The organism is Cobetia sp. 5-25-4-2 (assembly GCF_013374075.1).
Lineage (GTDB): Bacteria > Pseudomonadota > Gammaproteobacteria > Pseudomonadales > Halomonadaceae > Cobetia > Cobetia marina.
This window is the reverse complement of the sequence record NZ_BLWK01000002.1, coordinates 26,727-44,740: the sequence shown is the minus strand read 5'-3', so window position 1 is coordinate 44,740 and position 18,014 is coordinate 26,727. Positions and strand designations below refer to the sequence as shown.

At 58.5% G+C, this 18,014-nt stretch carries 27 protein-coding genes; 20 read left to right on the top strand and 7 right to left on the bottom strand.

Annotated features, from left to right (window positions below):
* Positions 1 to 191: 191 nt before the first annotated feature.
* The 4 genes from HXS65_RS05045 to HXS65_RS05030 all read right to left on the bottom strand — a co-directional run bounded on the left by HXS65_RS05045 (position 192) and on the right by HXS65_RS05030 (position 3,218).
* Entirely contained in the window at positions 192 to 467 is a 276-nt protein-coding gene (locus tag HXS65_RS05045; protein WP_176493376.1) for a hypothetical protein, read from the bottom strand.
* A gap of 267 nt (positions 468 to 734) precedes the next feature.
* The gene (locus HXS65_RS05040; protein ID WP_176493375.1) at positions 735 to 1,301 is read right to left on the bottom strand and encodes a hypothetical protein; all 567 of its coding nucleotides are present in this window, start codon (positions 1,299 to 1,301) and stop codon (positions 735 to 737) included.
* The gene (locus tag HXS65_RS05035; protein ID WP_176493374.1) at positions 1,298 to 2,281 is read right to left on the bottom strand and encodes a hypothetical protein; all 984 of its coding nucleotides are present in this window, start codon (positions 2,279 to 2,281) and stop codon (positions 1,298 to 1,300) included. Before HXS65_RS05035 ends, HXS65_RS05040 begins: the two co-directional genes overlap by 4 nt.
* A gap of 205 nt (positions 2,282 to 2,486) precedes the next feature.
* The gene (locus HXS65_RS05030) at positions 2,487 to 3,218 is read right to left on the bottom strand and encodes a S24 family peptidase (RefSeq protein WP_176493373.1); all 732 of its coding nucleotides are present in this window, start codon (positions 3,216 to 3,218) and stop codon (positions 2,487 to 2,489) included.
* A gap of 81 nt (positions 3,219 to 3,299) precedes the next feature.
* Here HXS65_RS05030 and HXS65_RS05025 point away from each other — a divergent pair, with 81 nt between their 5' ends.
* The 3 genes from HXS65_RS05025 (at position 3,300) to HXS65_RS05015 (ending at position 4,489) form a co-directional block, all read left to right on the top strand.
* Positions 3,300 to 3,530, top strand: coding sequence for a DNA-binding protein (locus HXS65_RS05025; RefSeq protein WP_176493372.1), 231 nt, complete (start codon positions 3,300 to 3,302; stop codon positions 3,528 to 3,530).
* A 62-nt stretch (positions 3,531 to 3,592) separates the two neighbouring features.
* Entirely contained in the window at positions 3,593 to 4,087 is a 495-nt protein-coding gene (locus HXS65_RS05020) for a phage regulatory CII family protein (RefSeq protein ID WP_176493371.1), read from the top strand.
* 81 nt (positions 4,088 to 4,168) lie between these two features.
* Positions 4,169 to 4,489: a hypothetical protein gene (locus HXS65_RS05015; protein ID WP_176493370.1), complete on the top strand. Its 321-nt coding sequence runs from the start codon at positions 4,169 to 4,171 to the stop codon at positions 4,487 to 4,489.
* A 20-nt stretch (positions 4,490 to 4,509) separates the two neighbouring features.
* On the opposite strand, the gene HXS65_RS05010 is transcribed toward HXS65_RS05015, so the two are convergent.
* Entirely contained in the window at positions 4,510 to 4,695 is a 186-nt protein-coding gene (locus tag HXS65_RS05010) for a hypothetical protein (protein WP_176493369.1), read from the bottom strand.
* A 68-nt stretch (positions 4,696 to 4,763) separates the two neighbouring features.
* On the opposite strand from HXS65_RS05010, the gene HXS65_RS05005 reads away from it, so the two are divergent.
* The 10 genes from HXS65_RS05005 (at position 4,764) to HXS65_RS04960 (ending at position 10,217) form a co-directional block, all read left to right on the top strand.
* Complete coding sequence (locus HXS65_RS05005) at positions 4,764 to 5,771, top strand: DnaT-like ssDNA-binding domain-containing protein (RefSeq protein ID WP_176493368.1); 1,008 nt, start codon at positions 4,764 to 4,766, stop codon at positions 5,769 to 5,771.
* Positions 5,713 to 6,456: a replication protein P gene (locus HXS65_RS05000; RefSeq protein WP_176493367.1), complete on the top strand. Its 744-nt coding sequence runs from the start codon at positions 5,713 to 5,715 to the stop codon at positions 6,454 to 6,456. The genes HXS65_RS05005 and HXS65_RS05000 overlap by 59 nt, the downstream gene beginning before the upstream one ends.
* Complete coding sequence (locus HXS65_RS04995; protein WP_176493366.1) at positions 6,449 to 6,805, top strand: hypothetical protein; 357 nt, start codon at positions 6,449 to 6,451, stop codon at positions 6,803 to 6,805. Before HXS65_RS05000 ends, HXS65_RS04995 begins: the two co-directional genes overlap by 8 nt.
* A gap of 178 nt (positions 6,806 to 6,983) precedes the next feature.
* Positions 6,984 to 7,286: a hypothetical protein gene (locus HXS65_RS04990; RefSeq protein WP_255304427.1), complete on the top strand. Its 303-nt coding sequence runs from the start codon at positions 6,984 to 6,986 to the stop codon at positions 7,284 to 7,286.
* The gene (locus HXS65_RS04985; protein ID WP_176493365.1) at positions 7,283 to 7,819 is read left to right on the top strand and encodes a VRR-NUC domain-containing protein; all 537 of its coding nucleotides are present in this window, start codon (positions 7,283 to 7,285) and stop codon (positions 7,817 to 7,819) included. Before HXS65_RS04990 ends, HXS65_RS04985 begins: the two co-directional genes overlap by 4 nt.
* Before the next feature lie 35 nt (positions 7,820 to 7,854).
* Complete coding sequence (locus HXS65_RS04980; protein ID WP_176493364.1) at positions 7,855 to 8,412, top strand: hypothetical protein; 558 nt, start codon at positions 7,855 to 7,857, stop codon at positions 8,410 to 8,412.
* A 127-nt stretch (positions 8,413 to 8,539) separates the two neighbouring features.
* Complete coding sequence (locus HXS65_RS04975; RefSeq protein WP_176493363.1) at positions 8,540 to 8,812, top strand: hypothetical protein; 273 nt, start codon at positions 8,540 to 8,542, stop codon at positions 8,810 to 8,812.
* 63 nt (positions 8,813 to 8,875) lie between these two features.
* Positions 8,876 to 9,406 carry a glycoside hydrolase family protein gene (locus HXS65_RS04970; RefSeq protein ID WP_176493362.1) on the top strand — a complete coding sequence of 177 codons (531 nt, stop codon included), beginning with the start codon at positions 8,876 to 8,878 and terminating at the stop codon, positions 9,404 to 9,406.
* Between the two features lie 44 nt (positions 9,407 to 9,450).
* The gene (locus HXS65_RS04965) at positions 9,451 to 9,804 is read left to right on the top strand and encodes a phage holin, lambda family (RefSeq protein WP_131431534.1); all 354 of its coding nucleotides are present in this window, start codon (positions 9,451 to 9,453) and stop codon (positions 9,802 to 9,804) included.
* Complete coding sequence (locus HXS65_RS04960; RefSeq protein WP_176493361.1) at positions 9,792 to 10,217, top strand: hypothetical protein; 426 nt, start codon at positions 9,792 to 9,794, stop codon at positions 10,215 to 10,217. Before HXS65_RS04965 ends, HXS65_RS04960 begins: the two co-directional genes overlap by 13 nt.
* Before the next feature lie 172 nt (positions 10,218 to 10,389).
* On the opposite strand, the gene HXS65_RS04955 is transcribed toward HXS65_RS04960, so the two are convergent.
* Positions 10,390 to 11,067, bottom strand: a complete 678-nt coding sequence (locus HXS65_RS04955; RefSeq protein WP_176493360.1) for a hypothetical protein — start codon at positions 11,065 to 11,067, stop codon at positions 10,390 to 10,392.
* A gap of 115 nt (positions 11,068 to 11,182) precedes the next feature.
* Here HXS65_RS04955 and HXS65_RS17680 point away from each other — a divergent pair, with 115 nt between their 5' ends.
* Positions 11,183 to 11,545: an HNH endonuclease signature motif containing protein gene (locus HXS65_RS17680; protein WP_176493359.1), complete on the top strand. Its 363-nt coding sequence runs from the start codon at positions 11,183 to 11,185 to the stop codon at positions 11,543 to 11,545.
* 152 nt (positions 11,546 to 11,697) lie between these two features.
* Here HXS65_RS17680 and HXS65_RS04945 read toward each other — a convergent pair whose 3' ends face one another.
* The gene (locus tag HXS65_RS04945) at positions 11,698 to 11,919 is read right to left on the bottom strand and encodes a DUF2188 domain-containing protein (protein WP_176493358.1); all 222 of its coding nucleotides are present in this window, start codon (positions 11,917 to 11,919) and stop codon (positions 11,698 to 11,700) included.
* Between the two features lie 250 nt (positions 11,920 to 12,169).
* Between HXS65_RS04945 and HXS65_RS04940 the strand changes: the two genes are divergently transcribed.
* From HXS65_RS04940 to HXS65_RS04915, 6 genes are read left to right on the top strand one after another with little or no spacing between them, the layout of a single operon-like run.
* Positions 12,170 to 12,670 carry a DUF1441 family protein gene (locus HXS65_RS04940; protein ID WP_176493357.1) on the top strand — a complete coding sequence of 167 codons (501 nt, stop codon included), beginning with the start codon at positions 12,170 to 12,172 and terminating at the stop codon, positions 12,668 to 12,670.
* Entirely contained in the window at positions 12,663 to 14,726 is a 2,064-nt protein-coding gene (locus HXS65_RS04935; protein ID WP_176493356.1) for a phage terminase large subunit family protein, read from the top strand. Before HXS65_RS04940 ends, HXS65_RS04935 begins: the two co-directional genes overlap by 8 nt.
* Positions 14,727 to 14,758: 32 nt before the next feature.
* The gene (locus HXS65_RS04930; protein ID WP_043336586.1) at positions 14,759 to 14,998 is read left to right on the top strand and encodes a head-tail joining protein; all 240 of its coding nucleotides are present in this window, start codon (positions 14,759 to 14,761) and stop codon (positions 14,996 to 14,998) included.
* 1 nt (position 14,999) lies between these two features.
* Positions 15,000 to 16,496 carry a phage portal protein gene (locus HXS65_RS04925; RefSeq protein ID WP_176493355.1) on the top strand — a complete coding sequence of 499 codons (1,497 nt, stop codon included), beginning with the start codon at positions 15,000 to 15,002 and terminating at the stop codon, positions 16,494 to 16,496.
* Between the two features lie 9 nt (positions 16,497 to 16,505).
* A complete protein-coding gene (locus HXS65_RS04920; RefSeq protein WP_176493354.1) occupies positions 16,506 to 17,564 on the top strand; it encodes a head maturation protease, ClpP-related in 1,059 nt (352 codons plus the stop codon).
* A 21-nt stretch (positions 17,565 to 17,585) separates the two neighbouring features.
* Positions 17,586 to 18,002 (top strand): head decoration protein, encoded by a 417-nt coding sequence (locus HXS65_RS04915; RefSeq protein WP_176493353.1) that lies wholly within the window; start codon positions 17,586 to 17,588, stop codon positions 18,000 to 18,002.
* The last annotated feature ends 12 nt before the right edge of the window (positions 18,003 to 18,014 follow it).

Here is an 18,014-nt window from a genome sequence, read left to right as displayed (position 1 = left end):
TTCGGGGCTCATCAGGCGATATCGGTTGCACCGGTGCCCTCTGATAAGCGCTGTCTCTCCAGCTGTCACACCACTTGCCCAGGTGTCGGGGGTAAGGCCGCTAGCGCAAGGGAGGAACCGGCGCCTTACCTGCGGGTGGTTATGCTCGCAATCCCACTGGCACCACCTGCTGGCCGTGGGGCGAGGTCTGATCAGCGACTGGCGAGCTGCTGACCATGCGTAATCTGAGGGGAGCAAAGGCTGGCGGCATTGCCGTGGAAGTCCGGCCAGCCGCGGCGCTGAGATTCGATGAAACCGGCCTTGGCATCTTCTTGCCACATGGCAGTCATTTCGCAGTATTCGGCTTCGCTGGCGGATAGTTGGCGGGTGCCATCGTTTTGCTGAGTGAGGCTGGCGAGCGTGACCAAGCCACCGACGATGACAGCGAGGGTGATGGCTGAGCGATGCTTGCGGGCTGTGTCTGTCATGGGCTGCTCCAATCCACTCGGTGACGATGGCGGTGTGCCGTGTCGATGCAGAATAAATATGTACCATTAGTTCAGCTTTAGTCAAGTACCAATAGTACATCTTTAGTGTCTGGGTAAAAAAAACCCGCCATCGTGGGCGGGTTGATCTGGCTGAGAGCGAAAAAGTTAGCCGCTGGCATTCTCGCCGCAGAGCCTTTCAGTTCCGGTGGCCTGCGTATTTTTGTTGTTTCGTTCGGTGTGATCGAAGCCGAACACTTCAAAGGCTAGCTAGGGATCTGGCTGTAATAACCTTTCGCCTAGATAATACAGGCACAAAAAAGTTACGACTATAATTTGAGAGAACATACACACAATTAGCAAGAAGTAAATATGAGAGAGTGATTTTACTAAGTTGGGGATTTGCAATGTCTCGATAATCGATATTGCCGACGGATATAGGCTTATAGCTACCAGCGTGATTAAAGACTGGGCCGTAAGAAAGGATAATGTAAAAGCTAAAAATCTTCTTCTGGTTAAAAGCAGTACAGAACCTGCTGATGTTTTAATTTTTGGAGTAGGTTCTGGCATATGCAAGTCAATATCATTTCTATTAAAAACTACAACGGCAGAAAGTGCTGCAATATAGAACCCTGGTAGAATACTTACTACTGGAGCCAGTGAATCCTCTAAGAATGATATTAATAGCGTCTCTTTTGAATTTTGATCTCCGGTGATGACTATGGCGGTAATTAGTATCGCTATAAGAATAGGAAGTAGCCAATCAACAATCCATTTTTGTGGATGTGATATTTTTAAGTAAGCTAAAGGTCTTGTGAGTACTTTTAGTATCATCATACAACCCTCAAGTGTTTTTCCATACTTTCAATAATTTCACTGATGAAGCCGCTATAGGAGGTATGTTGAGCAGAATAATTTAGACTAATCGTTTTGTTGAAGTATTCACAACTGAAAGGGTCTTGTGCATCGATGTCTAGTGACGCACTTTCAGTACCTGTGGTTTGACCTGGTGGAGTAAATTGTATCCTAGCAGAATTGAAGTCGCCACGCTTGGGCAGAGTCTGTGACACAAAATTTCTAATAGCTTGAACACGACTACCTGACGGGGCGCTCACTCTGAAACTTACTGAAGAGTTTTTTTCCTCGAAATATCCATCGCTATCCCAAGGGGTTTCCTTGGTGCTATGGGTCAGCTTTAATCCCTTAATAGTTCCATTTTCTAAATCGTTGATTAACCGATCAGATGGGCAGCCATTAATATCTACACTTAAGGATATTCTACATTTTCTCGGTTTGTTGTTTTTTGTTAATGATCCATCAGGATGGTTGAATTCAAATTCACTTCTATTGGCTTTATTCTGTTTGTAATTCCTAAGGATGCTGTTGATAAAGAGCTTTATTTTAGCTTTAGTGAATCCAGGGACTTTCTCAACAAGCATGTTGCAGCTGTCGTTATCCATTTTCTTAGCGATCATAATGTGGCAAGAAAATTCCATTTTCTCGCTTATCTTTTTCTTTATCTCATTTCTATTATTATTGCTAGTGTCCAGATAGGCAGGGTCAGAGTAGCTATCGCTAGTGAAGCTGACTAGCATTAGAATGTATTTTGGCTTTATACATATATCTTTTATTATAAATACTTCGGAGTTTTTTGTTAGCTTGTAGTCTTTGTGGGCTGCTTTTTCTATTATGGTTATTGCCTTTTTAATAAAAGGGGCTGGAACTTTAGGGTGAGTTTCCCCTGCTTTTGTATGAGATGTGACTGCGGCCTTAAATTTCATGCTGTAGAAAGATGCGGCTCTGTCCTTGCTAATCATAGTCGTCCCTGAGTGTAAATAATTTACGGTTAAAATTTATATGCAAATTGGTTGGGTTTTTATTATCTATCAATACTATATTGCAGCTTTCAGCTTTGTTCAGTGTGCCCCATGTCAAAATGTCAGGGGGACCCTGACACCAATGTCGCACCATGAATCTACCTCTTGAACCTCTCTCTGGTTAGGTGTGCGCGAGAGGATTTCGTCAGGCAAACACTTCCCACCAGAAGACACGGCCGATAATTTTTGGGGCGTCGGGGTCCCCTAGAGTGTAGACCTCTTCCGGATACTCGATGTGGTTATCGCTGACCACGCGCATACGGTTCAAGGGCAGGCGATAGAGTCGCTTCACGCGCAGCATGCCCCCGTGATCCAGTGCGTAGATCTTGCCGTCGATGATATGACGGCAACTCTTGTCGATACCGATTGGGGAGCCGTCGAAAATGGCTGGCTCCATTGAATCGCCTGTGACAGTGGCGCAGGCAGCTTGCTTGGGATCTACCCCGGCACGGGCCAGGCGTAGCAGGCTGAAGCGCATATACGCTCCGTGATTTTCGATCACCTGGGTGCGGCCATCTCCCGCGGCCATCTCAACTTCCCGAAAGTAGGGGATTTCAACTTCATCCTCCCGGAGCGGGGCGTCTCCATCCACAAACTCGGCTTCATGAAAGACCAGCTCATTCTTGTTGTTTTCTCTCATCGGCCCGGTCCCGAACCTCAGCCATTCCGCACGCACGTTTAGTCCTTTGGCGATCAGCACTAACTTGGACTGTCCCGGCATTGACTCAGCATTGAGCCATTTGCTGGCGGCCTTAGGGGTGACGCCTGTGAGATTTTTTAGATGTACGCCCTGACCACGATCAGGGATGCCCTGCTCGGCAAGTGCTTTCTTTAGGCGGGAGGCGAACTCATCCCGTTCAGATAGTGTATGAACCATGGGTCCAATGATGATTGGACTTGCTTTGACTTTCAGTACATGTCTATTATGTACTTTTGGTACATGTCTAAAGGTAAACAAATGAACTCCTTGCGCGAACTGGTCGAGCAGGCAGGAGGTGTGGGGGCGGTTTCCAAGGCTTGTGGCGTTTCAATCCGTGCCGTCTACAAGTGGATCGAGAGGGGATGCCTGCCAAGAACGGAATACACCGGCGAAACCAGTCATGCAGAGGCCATCGCGGGACTTTCACCTTCTGTGTTTGAGGCTTCGGAAATCCGGAATCGCTTCATGCCCAACAAGCATATCGCCTGACATTTACATCATAGCTCGCCGCCTATATCGGCTTAAACGGAACGAACACGGAGAGATTCACCATGGACAGCCATACAGCCCCCGAACGTGACATGGATACCTATCTGGATGCGCTACATGACGTGGTTTTCGAGTGCTGCCCCAAGGTGCTGGCAAGCGATATCGGTATGTCGGTGAAGTCGCTTTACCGCCGGGTGGCCGAGGACGACCCCATGCCGATGCGTCTGATCGATGTGGTGGGGATCTTCTGGAACGTGGACCGCGAGCACCAGCTGCGTCTGATCGCCCCGTTTCTCGATCACCTGGGGATGGTGGCGATACCGCGTTACGAGCAGGGCGAGGTGAGCCGTGGAGACGTGTTCGCATCGGTACTGAATGCACAGCAGGGCCAAGGCGCGATGGCGGCGCTGATTCAGGCAGCGATTGCAGATGGGGAGGTAGACGAGGAAGAGGCGGCGCAGCTTGAGGCGCAGCACAAGGCCATTGAGCAGCAGATGAGCACCCTGATGGGACAGCTGCAAGCGATGCGCAAGCCGCTGAAGGTGGTGAGCCGATAACCGGGCACCAGATACGAAAATCCCCCGAAGGCGTCCAAACCAATCCGGGGGAAGCATCTCACTATGCCAAGGGAGTATGGCATGACGATCAAGACGAGTGAAGCCAAGCAGATGTTGACCAGCTATCGCGGTTGGAGCTGTGAATCCCTCAAGGCCGAGACCTATCGGCTGGCGGTGATGATCGAGAAGCGTGAGCGAGTGGGTGGCGTGATTGACCTGCGCATGAGCATGCAGCACCACCTGGCCGTGGTGGTCCTGCTGGAATGCGGCAAGGGACAGGGTGAGACGGCGCAGGCAGATGCCCGCCGCACTCTATCGATCGACCACCACATGAGCGAGGCAGGACGTTTAGAGCGCCTGTCACTGGGTTTGGCCGCCAAGGGCGATGAGGTATCGGCATGAGTATCACGGCACGAATATCCCTACGGCTTCCGGCTGAGCTTCTCCTGAAGAATGTGAAGCATGTAACCGCAATGCCCGTCGCCCCAATGCGCGATCAGCTTGAGGTCGTCGGCGTTCTCATCGATGAAGTCATTGAAAAGCTTAACCGCTCGACGTTCGCGCTCAATTTCATCCTGCTGCGCCGCTTCGTGCTTCGCGTTATCCATGTCCCGCTCCTTAGTTTCTCGCGTGTTGTGACCGCCTTAGCTTACACCCGATTACAAACGAGTCGTCAATGCACGATGCGGAGATATCGCTGATGCAGTACCTCGTTGCTATCAACCAAGTCAAGGCCGTCGAGTGGGGGCTCAATGCTCAGCAGGCGGTGCTGTTTGCGTTTCTGCATCAGGTGCCGACCTGGGCAGATGCGCGTCATATCGATGGCCACACCTACTTCAACATCGGCAAGGGGAAGATCTGCGAAGAGCTTCCGCTGCTGACTGATAAGCACGACACCGCCTACCGTCTCATGAAGCAGCTGGCCAAGCTCGACCTGATCGTGATGACCAGTTGCGACAACCGGACGTACATGCGCCTAACCGAGAAGGGTGTGACCTGGGGACGCTCGACAGGGTCGGAAAAATCTCCGATCCGTCCCTCGGCGCCTGATTCTCAAGGGTCGGAAAAAAATCCGACCTTGGAAAAATCTCCGAGCGGGGACGGAAAAATATCCGTGCCAGGGTCGGAAAAATCTCCGACGAATCAGGGTACCAATGATCCTAACCCCTCTCTCTCTAGCGCGGGCGAGCCGAGCATCTTCGAACGAGCTGCCCAGCAGGCTGACAACGGCCAGCCGCAAGTGATTGCTGGCGCGCGTCAGGTGCCGATGACGTTGGACTGGCAGCCGAATGCCACTCACTGGCAGGCGGAGACGGTGCGTCGTGGTGATCCATCGCTGACATGGCATCAGGGCGAGCTGGCGGACTTCACCGCGCACTTCGCGGATCAGCCCGGACGGAGGCATTCGCATCATGCCTGGTGCGCCAAGTTCGCGAGCTGGGTGAGTGAGAACCGCAAGCGAGAAGCGGCCCGTCAGGCCCGCATGAGCCAGAACGCCAACACTTCATCGAACAACAATGCACGCAACGCTGGAGGCACCCATGGAAGCCGTCGCTCAACTGGTCCAATCCGTAACTCGAAACTCTCAGCCGCTGAAGGGCGTGCACTCATTGAGCGCCGCCGCCGTGAACAAGCCGAAGGCCAGCCGCCGTCCGGTGACGTCATCGATGGCGAGTGGTTGTGATGACCTGCCACGGGTGAGTCAGAAGGCGGTGGATGCGCTGTTCGATCGTTTGGCCCAGTTGCATGGCGCCCATTGGCACCGCCGCTGCCGTGAGATGGGCTGGGGCACTGAAGAGAATGGCCAGTGGGTGAGCTGTGACGTGGAAGGCGAGTGGCTGGCGGCCCTGAGCCACCTGAGCGCCCAGCACTTGCGCTGTGGCTTGCAGGCCGAGAAGGCCCGCACGGCCAAGTCACTCCAACAGCGTGGTAACGCCTTCCCGCCTGACAGCGCCATGCAGTTCGCCGAGCTATGCCAGATGACACCCGAGGGGCTGGGCCTGCCGGATTTCGATACCGCCTGGCAGGCATTGCAGGACCACGCCTTCACCGGCAAGCCGTACCCGCATGAGGCCATCGCCGCCGCGGGCGAGCACATGGACCTTAATGGCATGGCCTCGGCCACCTACCAGCGAATGGACAAGCATGAACGTGCCTTCCGCGTGTACTACCAGCAGGTGGTGGAGCAATACGCCCGGGGTGATGACCTCAAGCCGCAAGCGGCGATTGGACATGACGGCCAGCTGTCACCGGCAGAACGTGCCGCCATGGCGGGGGAGGAGAAGGCCCGTAAGGCAGCGGGTGAACTGGCAGGCATTACACCTGCCCAGGCACTGAAGATGATGCGGGGAGGGTTAGCGAATGGATAACCATGAACATCAAGCACTCACAACCACTACCGGTGCCAACATTGGCAGAACCCCACGGCCACGACGTGCGGCGCTGGATAACCCCGCAAGTCAGCTGGGGCGAACTTATCTGGCGCTTAGCGAATCGCGCTCATGGCTGATGCTGCATGAGCTGGCCGCCGAGATCCGCAAGCGCTTCGATCGGTTGGATAGTGAGGCAGCTATCAGCGCCCGCCTGCGAGATCTGCGTCGCCATCATGGGGTAAGAGTGGAGAGTCGCCGCCGTGGGGGGAGTGCGGCCCATGAGTATCGCTTGCTGCATCTTGCTCGGGGCAAGTCTCAGTCAGACATGCTGGAGGCTCTGCAGTGAGCTATCGCCCCGCTGGTAGCTTCAGGCGGCCGAACCGTTCCGCCCTGCGCCGCTGCTTTGCCTGCGGTAGGCGCGTGACCGTCCATCAGCTGGCGGGTTGCCTGGGGACGTGCAAGCGCTGCATTGCCCTGGGCGCTCCCCGATTCAATGCCAATGGTGAGCGACTGAGGGGGCAAGCGTGACAGAGACCGCACCCAAGCCCGCTGGCGGCCCACTGGCCCGCAAGGCCGCGATGTTGTGCCAGGCCGAGGGATTCCATCGCTATCTGGATCAGGCTCGCCGCGCCCGGCATGGCATCGATACCAATGTGATGCCGGATGGTACGCACAAGGAGGAAGACGCGGTGGACTTCATTCGCACGGCCTGTGGGGTGAAGAGTCGGGCTGAGATCGACCACGAGCCGAGGGCGGGGCACATGCTGCGTCGGATCATCACCAATTATCGCCGCTGGCAATCCAATCAGGTGAGGGCATCGTCATGAGCTGGGCAACACATCCTTCCGCCGAGGTGACGGCCCGCAAGTCGCCGAGCCGTACCGCCGGCCAAGCCCGCAAGTCGGCGCCACGCATCGACCGCGAGGGCAACGAGCAAAAGGTGCTGATCCGTTGGCTCAAAGGCGAGCAGCGACGCGGAAAGCAGGTGGGGGTGCTGCTCGAGGATGTCACCTATCACGTCCCCAATGGCGGCCAGCGCAACAAGAAGACGGCGGCAGACCTCAAGATGCAGGGCGTGCGGGCTGGGGTGAGTGACCTGGTGGTGGCCACGGCCCGCGGTGGGTATCACGGGCTCTACATCGAGTTCAAAGCAGCCCCGCCACATGATGCCGCCCTGGCGAAGTCTCAGCGCGAATGGCTTGAGAAGATGGAGGGCAATGGCTATCTGGCGGTGCTGGCCAAAGGCGTGGATGAGGCCAAGGCGGTGCTGGTGGCCTATGCGAGTTGGCCCGAGACAGTGGTGGCCGGTGAGCCGGAGGTGATGCCGCATGGCAGTGAGTGGCGCAAGGCAACGGCATAGTGCTCACGTAGCAACCTGAAGCAGGAGGGCAGGACATGCAGCGGATCGAGGATATGGGGCTGGCGGAAACTTTCCGCCTGATCGAGAAGCTGCCGGAGGGCGTGAGGCGTCAGCAGGCGTTGGCGCATGCTCTGGATGAGCTGCTCGAGGAAGAGATCGAGTATCGCACCGGGCTGCGCCATCAGAATGCCGGATGGCATCAGGTGTCATCGGTGGGCGGCATGGGGGAAGGGCGTGGCGAATGCACGGGCCTGGTGGATCACGTCGGCAAGGCGGCAGAGCGCTATCAGCAGGAAAGCCAGTGGCGGACGATGGCGGCGGCGTTGCTGTCACGTTTGAGCGATCGCCATCGCATGGCGGTACTGCTGGCGGCCTATGCCATTCCGCCGGTGCAGCATTGCCAGTCGCCGCGCATGATGACCCAATCACAGGCCGTGGCGGCGCAGGTGGCGATTCTGGCGCGGCTGGGGTGGGTGCCCGGGGCGGTGAAGGTGGCGCCGTTCAAGTCGGCCAAGTCGATGCAATGTGCGGCATCTCGTGGTCGTGAGTCGCTACTGCATATGGTGCTTTCTCAAGCCGAAATGGCTGCCTGACTACCATATGTTGCAAAAGCGAGGGTTTGAGGGTACGATCCAGCTATTGTGTGATTCTTGCGTCTCTGGATCACCACTCATCTCAAGGCCCTGCCACCTGGCGGGGCTTTTTCGTTGGGCATCGTTTGTGAGTCCAACACTGCCAAGCTATATCCTGACGGCGTTATTCACACCAGAGGGTGCAATAGTGCCGCATGAATTGATTCATCCCACCTTGGTGAACGAGGCGAAGCGTGGTGATATGCGCTCGCTCGGAGAAGCGCTTTGTGTGGTATGCGACGATATTGGTATGGAGTTGGCTGATGTAATGGATGAGTTCGATTTTTCAGGACTGGAGTTGGAGCTCGCTAAAGAGGCACTTTCTCAAGGTCGTTACTTCCGACGATTACGCGGTAGTTGACGGCTGTCTCGAAAGCCCTGCCATCCGGCGGGGCTTTTTCGTATCTGCTTACCGGTGATTCCCATGCCTGCACATGCCCCAGCGCACTGGCTTGATGAGGTCGAGTTGGTGGGCTTCGATGCGCCTGTTGATCCGGCAGCTGATGACGCCAGCAATCTGGCGGCCTTCCTGGACACCATTGCCTATGCCGAGGGCACGCCGCGTTTCAGCTCAATCGAGGGCTATGACGTGCTGGTGGGTGGCAAGACCTTCGATGGCTTCGATGATCATCCCCGCCAGTCGGTATGGCTGAAGTCGTACAACATCCACAGCACGGCGGCTGGCCGGTATCAGTTCCTGGTAGGGACGTGGGATGACCTGGCCAAGCGCTTCCACCTGCCGGACTTTTCGCCGGCCTCGCAGGATGAGGCTGCCAAGCAGTTGATCCGCCAGTGCCAGGCATTGGGGCTGGTGTATGACGGGCGCATCGCTGAGGCCATCCACGCCTGTCGGCGCATCTGGGCGAGCCTGCCGGGGGCAGGTTACGGGCAGCGTGAGCTTGATACCGATGAGCTGCTGGGCGTGTACGTGCGTGCTGGCGGCCACATCGCATAACAATAACGACGAACTACGCAGGGCCTACCGACTCAGGAGGCCATATGCATGATGACGACCACGAGCCCGCCGATATGCCACACCGCGATCCATCGACATGGCAGATGCTGCTGGAGTGGCTGCAGCCATATCAAGCCAACCTCTATGCAGCGGGTCTGTCGTTCGTGATTGCGCTGCTACGCGGCCTGCATGCTGGTGGCCGCTTCTACAAGTCATTGCTCGAGGCGACCCTGGTGGGTGGTCTGACATTGGCGCTCAAGCCGCTGCTGGACTGGGGTGGCTTGGATCAGGATATGGCCGTGGCCATCGGGGCCGCGATCGCTTTCCTCGGTGTCGAGTGGCTGCGTGCCAAGTCTGACGCCATCTTCGATAAGGTGCTGGGACGATGGCTGCACTGATCACGACCGCGTGGACATGGGGCCGCAAGCTGATATCAGGCGTGAAGATCGAGGTCATCCTGATGGCAGTGGTGCTGGGCTGGGGTGCGATGAAGACCTATGAGGCGACCAAGGCCGAGCAGCATGCCAACGACCTCAAGGCTGAGCTATCCACCGAGAAGGCGGTCAACCGCGGGCTCGAGATGATGGCGCTACACTACGGCAATCAGATGAAGCGATTGTCCGTCGCATTGGAGGCACGCGAAGCCAGCCGCGCTCTGGATGACCGTTCAATCATGGCTGCCCGGGCAGCTGCACGCCGGATGGAGAGAGACGATGCGCCGACTGGGGATTGGGCTGACCGGCCTGTGCCTGACGCTGCTGCTGAGTGGCTGCAGCGCCTTCGAGAGCAAGCCAGTGGTGATGCCCACTGAGTGGCAGTGCACACCCGAAGTCCCGAGCTACCTGCTCAATCCACTGCCTGCCCCTGATCGGCCAGTGACATCCAACCGTGATCTGCTCAGCCTGCTGGCCGACTATGAGTCTTTGCGGAGGCGAGTTAACGTAGACCGAAAGTTAATAAAAGAATTGACCCATAAATAATTACTATTTTGTCGAAATCAATGTATTTATTACTGCAATGTTATCTGCCTTTTTAATTTCCTTATTTCTGTCATTTTCATTCATAATCCACTCAAGGACACAGAGCATGTAACAGCACTCTAGCTGCATTCTAGTAGCTTTTTTGTAGGCTAGCCTTAATATTGTCATCTGTGTGACGAATAAGGATGCAACAAATAATGCCTCTTTTGTTTTGGTGTCAAGGTAAATGTAATGGCTATACTTTTCAGTTGTAATCATTAATACTGATATGAGTATTGCAGTACAGAGTGAAAGTATAGATCCTAATAGTTGCTTGGTTTTGGTAGACTTTATGTTTTTTATGTCTAGGAGGGTCTTCTTATTAATTGGATTAGAGCATAAATTCTCAAGATGACGATACTCTTTCCTACAGTACTTTACTATGTCTGTGTATTCTTTGCTAAGTACTATCATTTTGATATTCTTTATATCTATACTAGCTTTTGTAAGAAACTTGAAACTTCTTTGTAAGCACTTAGTTTTTGTCTCATTAGGGGCGATGTTATCTGAGTAATCTGAGAACTCTTTCAAAAAAACTTGGGCATCTTTCTGTAAAGTGGTAGTCAAGTCTCTTACGAATGGTAAGGAAGCAGTAATTATCGATACAACTGATAATCCAGCGCCTATATATTCAAAATTCATTTGCTATCCTTTTTGTATAGTATGGTTGGCGATAGATGGATATTGCGCTATTTATTAGTATTTCATTAAGACGCGTTATATTGTTGCTTCAGGTAATTATTATATTTGGATTTCTATGGTAAATAAACCACCGCGTCCCTGTAAGGCACCTATGTGTGGTGGCAAGGCAATAGCCTCTCATGGGTACTGCGAGGTGCACGCTGACCGCGCCATCAACTGGAACAAGAGCAAACGAGGTGGAAAAGGCCGGGGCGGGCGGCCATGGCGGCGGCTGCGAAACGCGATTCTCAAGCGTGATCGTTACCTCTGCCAGCAATGCGAGCGCTTGAATCGCATCACGCCAGCCACTGAAGTCGATCACATTGTGGGTAAGGCTCAGGGTGGCACAGACGCCGCTGACAACCTTGAGGCGATCTGCAAGGTCTGCCACCAAGCCAAGACGGCAAGCGAGGCACTGGCGGCCAGATCAGGAGATTGAGGCAGGCCCTGAGAGGGGGGAGGGGGTGCAATCTCTACCACCTTTGGGGGCGGCCACCGTTCCGTTACGTTTCTTTCTCACACCCGCGAAATTGAAAAATGAACTTTGTACCGAGTATGAGAAAGACTCTTTGACTCGATTGTAGGAATTACTCAGCCTTTCGGCGGATACGGGTCATTACCGTAACTGTCACGCTCGCGTATCTGTCCATCACGCCCCTGCAAAATGAACTCGACCTTATCTTTCTTAGCTAGAGCTCGTCCGTGCGCAATGGCTTCAGCCTGTGTACCGAAGGTTTGCGTAGCTCTCTCAGAGCCCTCGCGCTTCACTGCCCATCCATTGGGGTGGACAGTTACCCAAACATTCGTAGGCATCTTCAATTCTCCTTGTGTAGTGATGCCTTATCTAATTTGGCTCACGAATACATCGAATGCCAAAAATTCGTGGGTCCTTACCACTTTTGGATTGACAACCACGGGGGCGCAGACTCGCGGACTTCGGCATTTTTTCGGGTTTCTAGCGTCGGCAGCAGCACCGCGTGCAATCCCGCATAGCTATTGACTTTCGAGGTGCCGATGGTGCCGATGCTTCGGCAGTGACGTGATCAGCAGAGGTGGCCAGCGCATGGCAGACATCAGCGCGTTAAAAGAGGCGTACCACTGGAATATCACGCGCATTGCTGACGCCTTCGGATTACACCGCGACACCGTGCGCAAGCGGCTGCGCGCCGCTGGCGTAGTGCCGGCCGGCCAGCGTGGTGGGGCCAGTGTCTACGCCCTGGCGGATGTCGGCCCCGCGCTCTATTCCGACATGATCGGGGCGGCCGGCAATGACCCCGATGATCTGCCGCCCCAGGATCGCAAAGCCTGGTACCAGTCCGAAACCGAGCGCGTGAAGCTCGAGCAGCAGCTGCGCCTGCTGGTGCCGGTGGAGGAGGCGCACCGCGAGATGAGCCGACTGGCCAAGGCGGTGGCCAGTGGCCTGGATTCGCTGGCCGACATGCTGGAGCGCGACGCCGGCCTGGCTCCCGAGAATATCCAGCTAGTGGAGCAGGTGACCGACGCGCTACGCGAGCAGATGTATCAGGCAATAATCGCGGATGATGGAGAGGCTGACGATGACTAGCACCGCCAGTGCCGCCTCTATCCGGCGCGACGTGGCCGAGCTGATCCGGCCGCCGCGCCGCATCCAGCCCAGCGAGTCAGCGGCCGAGGTCATGAAGGTGGTCAGCGGTGATGGCACCGTGCGCGACTGGAGCGCAGACACCACCCCGTATATGCGCGAGCCGCTGGATTGCATGGGATCGCGGCTCTATGACGCCGTGATCTTTGTCGGCCCCGCGCGTACCGGCAAGACGAATGCCCTGGTGGATGGATATGTCGCCTACAAGATCGAGTGCGATCCAGGTGATGGCCTGATCGTGCAGATCAGTGAGGAGAAGGCCCGCGAGTTCAGCAAGAAACGCATTGACCGCATGCTGGTCAACTCGCCCCGCCTGGTCGGCCGCATGAGTCCGCGCGGCCATGACAATAACGTGCATGACAAGACCTTTCGCGCCGGCAACTACCTGGGCATCAAATGGCCGTCAAAGAACGTCCTTGCCTCGAGCGATTATCAGTTTGTGCTGATCACCGACTTCGACCGCCTGCCCGATGACGTGGATGGCGAGGGTAGCGCCTTCCTGCTCGCCAGCAAGCGTACCCAGACATTTGGCTCAACTGGCATGACGCTGGCCGAATCCTCGCCAGGGCGCGAGATCACCGATCCCGACTGGCGGCGACCCGACGATGCCCCACATATGGCACCGCCCACCACCGGCATTCTGGATCTGTTCAACGCCGGCGACCGGCGGCTCTGGTACTGGCAGTGCCCCGAGGCGCACTGCCGGCAGTGGTTCCCGCCGGTGATGGACAATTTCTCGCGGCAGGCGGGGTGCGTGTTCTGCCCGCATTGCGGCACCGAGATCGACCCCGCTGCCAAGCGTCAGTTAAACCTGGCCGGCCGCTGGGTGCCCGAGGGTGCCCAGCTCAATGAGGCCGGCGAGATGATCGGCACCCCGCGCCGCTCGCGCATCGCTTCATTCTGGATGGAGGGGCCGGCGGCCGCCTTCCAGTCCTGGGCGTCGCTGAATGAAAAGCTCAGGCGTGCCGAGGAGACTTACCAGCAGACCGACAGCCAGGAAACGCTCAAGGCGGTGATAAACACCGATTGGGGCCGGCCCTATCTGCGCCGGCGCGCAGCCACGCAACGCTCGAGCGAGCGGCTGGCTGATCGCTCCGAGGATTACCAGCGCCGCACCGTACCCCAGGGCGTGCGCTTCCTGACCGCTGCCGTGGATGTACAGGGCGGCAAGGATCGCCGCTTTGTCGTGCAGATCCAGGGCTGGGGCGCGCACCGCGAGTGCTGGGTGATCGACCGTTTCAACATCAAGGAGGATCGCGGCCCCGACAATGACCAGGAGCCGCGTCCCATCTCGCCGGCCACCCAGCCAGAGGACTGGGATCTGCTGACCCGTGACGTGCTGCTGCGCAGCTACAAGCTCGAGGACGGCAGCGGCCGCCGCATGCCGGTGGCATCCATCGCGGTGGATACTGGCGGCGAGGGCGAGGGCGAGGAGAGCGTAACAAGCCAGGCATATGACTGGCACCGCCGACTGCGCCGCGATGGCCTGCAGTCGCGCGCCTTCCTGGTCAAAGGCTCGAGCACGCGCGGCAGCTCGAGGGTGCGCAAGACGTGGCCGGACAACACCGGCCGCAAGTCGCGCCAATCCACTGCGCGCGGCGACGTGCCGCTCTACTTGCTGGGCACCGATCTGCTGAAAGACGCCGTTGCCGCGATGATGGACCGCGACAACGCCGGCGCGGGCTACCTGCACACACCCAGCTGGCTGGGGCGCTGGTGGTATGACGAATTGACGTATGAGATCCGCGACCCCGCGAGCGGCAAATGGCGCAAGCCAGGCAAGCGACCCAATGAGGCGTTTGATCTGTGCGTGTACAACCTGGCGCTGTTCATCCTGATGAAAGGCGAGCGCATCGACTGGAACGCGCCGCCGCCCTGGGCAGCCGCCTGGGATGACAACGCGCTGATCTCGCAGTCGCCAGACGCCACCCCCGCCGTCACTCAACCCAAGCCACCGGCCGCGCGCAAGCGCCGGCGGGTGGTCAAGTCGCGCCTATAGGGCGTGGCCGGCCAACCTTTGGAGCCTACCCCATGGCATATACCGCTGATGATCTCGCCCGCGTTCGCCAGGCGGTGCTCGATCTGGCCACCGGCCAGCGGGTGACATCGTTTCGCACGGCCAACGGCAAAACGCTGAGCTATGCAGATGCCGACATCGACAAGCTGCGCGAGTTGGAGCGCACCATCGCGGCACAAGTGGCCAGCGCCTCGCATATCGGCCGCCGGCTGAGATCCCGCACCCGCTACACCACGACATCAAAGGGGCTGTGATATGGGCGTGATCAGCACCCTCTCGCGGGGCATGCGCCGTGCCGCCTCGCGGCTGGGGATCAAGGCGAGCGCCTATGAAGGGGCAAGCCAGGGCCGACGCATGGCAGGGCGGGGCGTGACCACCACCGGCCCCAATGCCGCCATTGCTCACTCGCTGCCGCTGCTCAAGTCTCGCAGTCGCCATGCAGTGCGTAATAACGCCTATGCCAGCGGCGCGCGCGAGAGCTACGTGGCCAACCTGGTGGGCACCGGCATCAGACCCCAGTGGTCAGATCCTGAGATCCAGGCGCTGTGGGACCGCTGGGCAGGCGAGGCCGACGCCGATGGCCTGGACAGCTTCTATGGCCTGCAGGCGCTGGCGATTGGCAGTCAATTCGAGGCCGGCGAGGTGCTGGGGCGTTTCCGCTATCGCCGCATCAGTGATGGCCTGAGCGTGCCGCTGCAGATCCAGGTGATCGAGGCCGACCACCTGGACGCCAGCCACTCCACCACCCTCAGCGGCCGCGTGATCAAAATGGGCATCGAGATGGACGGCATCGGCCAGCGCCGCGCCTACCATCTCTGGCGCTACCACCCTGCCGAGAAACTGACCGCGCAGATCAATACGCGGGTGCCGGTGCCGGCCGACCAGGTGCTGCACCTGTTCCGGCGCACCCGCCCTGGCCAGCTGCGCGGGGTGCCCGAGCTGACCAGCGTGATCGTCAGGCTCTATGAAATCGACGCCATGCAGGATGCCACCCTCGCGCGCCAGAAACTGGCGCAGCTGTTCGGGGCATTCGTCAAGCGCAAGGCCGATGCCGACCCCGAGGATGAAGGGCCATTCTTTGGCACCCATGGCACCCATGTCGAGGATGGCGAGGGCGGCGAGGGCATTGATGCCTTCGAGCCTGGCGGCATCCACTACCTGGAGGATGGCGAGGAGGTGACATTCTCCGACCCGCCCGATATTGGCAGCAGCTACACCAACTGGCTGCGCACCGAGATGCACGCGGTGGCGCGCGGTGCCGGCCTGACGCATGAGCAGCTGACCGGCGATCTGCAGGGCGTCAATTATTCCTCGATCCGTGCGGGGCTGCTGGAGTTCCGCCGGCGGGCTGAGATGCTGCAGGCCGACCTGGTGATCCACAAGTGGTGCCGGCCTATCGCGGCCAAGTGGCTCGATACCGCCGTCAGCAGCGGGGCGCTGGTCATTCCCGACTACGCACGCCGCCGCGCGGATCTGCTGGCCATCGACTGGATCGCGCCTAAATGGCAGTGGGTGGACCCCGTGAAGGAGGTCACCGCCGATCTGATGGAAGTGCGCGCCGGCTTCAAGCCTCGCGGCGAGGCGGCAGCAGAGCGCGGCTGGTCGCTCGATCAGCTCGACAAGGAGATCGCGCGCGGCAACGTGAGCGCAGATGACCAGGGGCTGGTGCTCGATTCTGACCCGCGCCGCGTGGCCAAGAACGGCACCGCGCAAGCGAACGACCCAGACCCTGACGCCGACCCCGACCAATGAGGAATCATCATGAAATGGTTTGAAGTACAGGCGGCCGCCGATGGCCGTCACGCTGACGTGTGGATCAATGACCAGATCGGCATCGACTGGTGGAGCGGTGACGGCACCACGGCCAGCGCGTTTATCAACGCCATCGCGTCGCTGGGCGATGTCGAGGCACTGACCGTGCATATCAACTCGCCAGGCGGCGACGTGGCCGATGGCATCGCCATCGCCAACTATCTGCGCGGCCATAAGGCCCAGGTAACCACGCGGGTGGAGGGCATCGCTGCCTCTATCGCCGCGACCATCGCCATGGGCGGTGACCGGCGCGAGATGGCCACCGGCTCGCTGCTGATGATCCACGACCCGTGGACCGTCGCCATGGGCAACGCCACCGAGATGCGCAAGCTCGCGGATGATCTCGACACCATCCGCAATGGCATCCTCGAGCTATTCGTCGCGCGTGCCGGCGAGCCCCGCCGCGTCGAGATTCAGGAGGCGATGCGCGCAGAAACCTGGATGACCGGCGAGGACGCCATGGCGCTGGGACTGATCGACGCCGTGGATACTGACCTCAAGGCGGCCGCCTCGATTGGCGATTACTCCCGCGCCCTGGCCGCTGCCGGCCGCTCTGCCCAGCATCACCTCGAGCAGCAACGCGCACCGGCGCAGCCGGCACCCAGCGCCATGAGCGCCGCCGACGCCCTGGCGCTGGCCTTCGACATCGAGCCGGCCCAGGCCGAGGCCCGCGCCGCTGAGCTGGGCGATCAGATCCTCGCCTGGCGTGACAAGCCGGTAACCGCGCCGGCGGCTGATACCGCTGCCCTGCAGCGCGAGGCTGTCGCGGCTGAGCGCGAGCGCGTGGTCGCCATCATCGACACCTGCACCACCACCGGCCAGCACCAGCTGCTCGCCAAGCTGGTCGCCAGCGACATGCAGACCGACACCGCCCGCGAATACGTTTTCGACGTGGCCGCTGCCTCGAGCGCCGGCGTGCATTCCAGCCACTCGCCCGAGGGTGGCCAGCGTGCCGGCATCGACACCCAGGGCATCTATGCCCGCCGCCGCGCTCGCAGCGCATCCTAACCGCACCACCTGGAGAGCATCATGACCCCGATTCAACACACCGAGCCGGCCCGTACCGGCGAGCACGTACTCTCAGAGGCTGCCGGCTCTCGCTCGCGCGAGGCCATTGTGGTCGCGTCTGGCGTACTGGCGGCCGGCACCGTGCTGGCCATGGCCACCGATGGCACCTACGTGGCGCATGACCCGACTGCCAGCGATGGCACCGAGATCGCTGCTGGCATCCTCTATGGACCGGCAGATGCCACTGATGGGCCGGTGCCGGCCGTCGCGCATGTGCGCGATTGCGAGGTGAATGGCACCGCGATCACCTGGGCTGACGGCATGAACGATGGCCAGCTGGGCGCGATGAATACCGCGCTCACTCAAGCCGGCATCATCCTGCGCGGCGTCGAGCTGCCGGTGGGCGTGCTCGCCGTTGAAGATCCCGCCGCCGAATAACTGACCCGCACT

Coding starts and splice junctions, on each gene's coding strand:
- HXS65_RS05045 (WP_176493376.1), bottom strand. CDS start 467: ATGACAGACACAGCCCGCAAGCATCGCTCAGCCATCACCCTCGCTGTC.
- HXS65_RS05040 (WP_176493375.1), bottom strand. CDS start 1,301: ATGATGATACTAAAAGTACTCACAAGACCTTTAGCTTACTTAAAAATA.
- HXS65_RS05035 (WP_176493374.1), bottom strand. CDS start 2,281: ATGATTAGCAAGGACAGAGCCGCATCTTTCTACAGCATGAAATTTAAG.
- HXS65_RS05030 (WP_176493373.1), bottom strand. CDS start 3,218: ATGGTTCATACACTATCTGAACGGGATGAGTTCGCCTCCCGCCTAAAG.
- HXS65_RS05025 (WP_176493372.1), top strand. CDS start 3,300: ATGAACTCCTTGCGCGAACTGGTCGAGCAGGCAGGAGGTGTGGGGGCG.
- HXS65_RS05020 (WP_176493371.1), top strand. CDS start 3,593: ATGGACAGCCATACAGCCCCCGAACGTGACATGGATACCTATCTGGAT.
- HXS65_RS05015 (WP_176493370.1), top strand. CDS start 4,169: ATGACGATCAAGACGAGTGAAGCCAAGCAGATGTTGACCAGCTATCGC.
- HXS65_RS05010 (WP_176493369.1), bottom strand. CDS start 4,695: ATGGATAACGCGAAGCACGAAGCGGCGCAGCAGGATGAAATTGAGCGC.
- HXS65_RS05005 (WP_176493368.1), top strand. CDS start 4,764: ATGCACGATGCGGAGATATCGCTGATGCAGTACCTCGTTGCTATCAAC.
- HXS65_RS04995 (WP_176493366.1), top strand. CDS start 6,449: ATGGATAACCATGAACATCAAGCACTCACAACCACTACCGGTGCCAAC.
- HXS65_RS04985 (WP_176493365.1), top strand. CDS start 7,283: ATGAGCTGGGCAACACATCCTTCCGCCGAGGTGACGGCCCGCAAGTCG.
- HXS65_RS04980 (WP_176493364.1), top strand. CDS start 7,855: ATGCAGCGGATCGAGGATATGGGGCTGGCGGAAACTTTCCGCCTGATC.
- HXS65_RS04970 (WP_176493362.1), top strand. CDS start 8,876: ATGCCTGCACATGCCCCAGCGCACTGGCTTGATGAGGTCGAGTTGGTG.
- HXS65_RS04965 (WP_131431534.1), top strand. CDS start 9,451: ATGCATGATGACGACCACGAGCCCGCCGATATGCCACACCGCGATCCA.
- HXS65_RS04960 (WP_176493361.1), top strand. CDS start 9,792: ATGGCTGCACTGATCACGACCGCGTGGACATGGGGCCGCAAGCTGATA.
- HXS65_RS04955 (WP_176493360.1), bottom strand. CDS start 11,067: ATGAATTTTGAATATATAGGCGCTGGATTATCAGTTGTATCGATAATT.
- HXS65_RS17680 (WP_176493359.1), top strand. CDS start 11,183: ATGGTAAATAAACCACCGCGTCCCTGTAAGGCACCTATGTGTGGTGGC.
- HXS65_RS04945 (WP_176493358.1), bottom strand. CDS start 11,919: ATGCCTACGAATGTTTGGGTAACTGTCCACCCCAATGGATGGGCAGTG.
- HXS65_RS04940 (WP_176493357.1), top strand. CDS start 12,170: ATGGCAGACATCAGCGCGTTAAAAGAGGCGTACCACTGGAATATCACG.
- HXS65_RS04935 (WP_176493356.1), top strand. CDS start 12,663: ATGACTAGCACCGCCAGTGCCGCCTCTATCCGGCGCGACGTGGCCGAG.
- HXS65_RS04930 (WP_043336586.1), top strand. CDS start 14,759: ATGGCATATACCGCTGATGATCTCGCCCGCGTTCGCCAGGCGGTGCTC.
- HXS65_RS04925 (WP_176493355.1), top strand. CDS start 15,000: ATGGGCGTGATCAGCACCCTCTCGCGGGGCATGCGCCGTGCCGCCTCG.
- HXS65_RS04920 (WP_176493354.1), top strand. CDS start 16,506: ATGAAATGGTTTGAAGTACAGGCGGCCGCCGATGGCCGTCACGCTGAC.
- HXS65_RS04915 (WP_176493353.1), top strand. CDS start 17,586: ATGACCCCGATTCAACACACCGAGCCGGCCCGTACCGGCGAGCACGTA.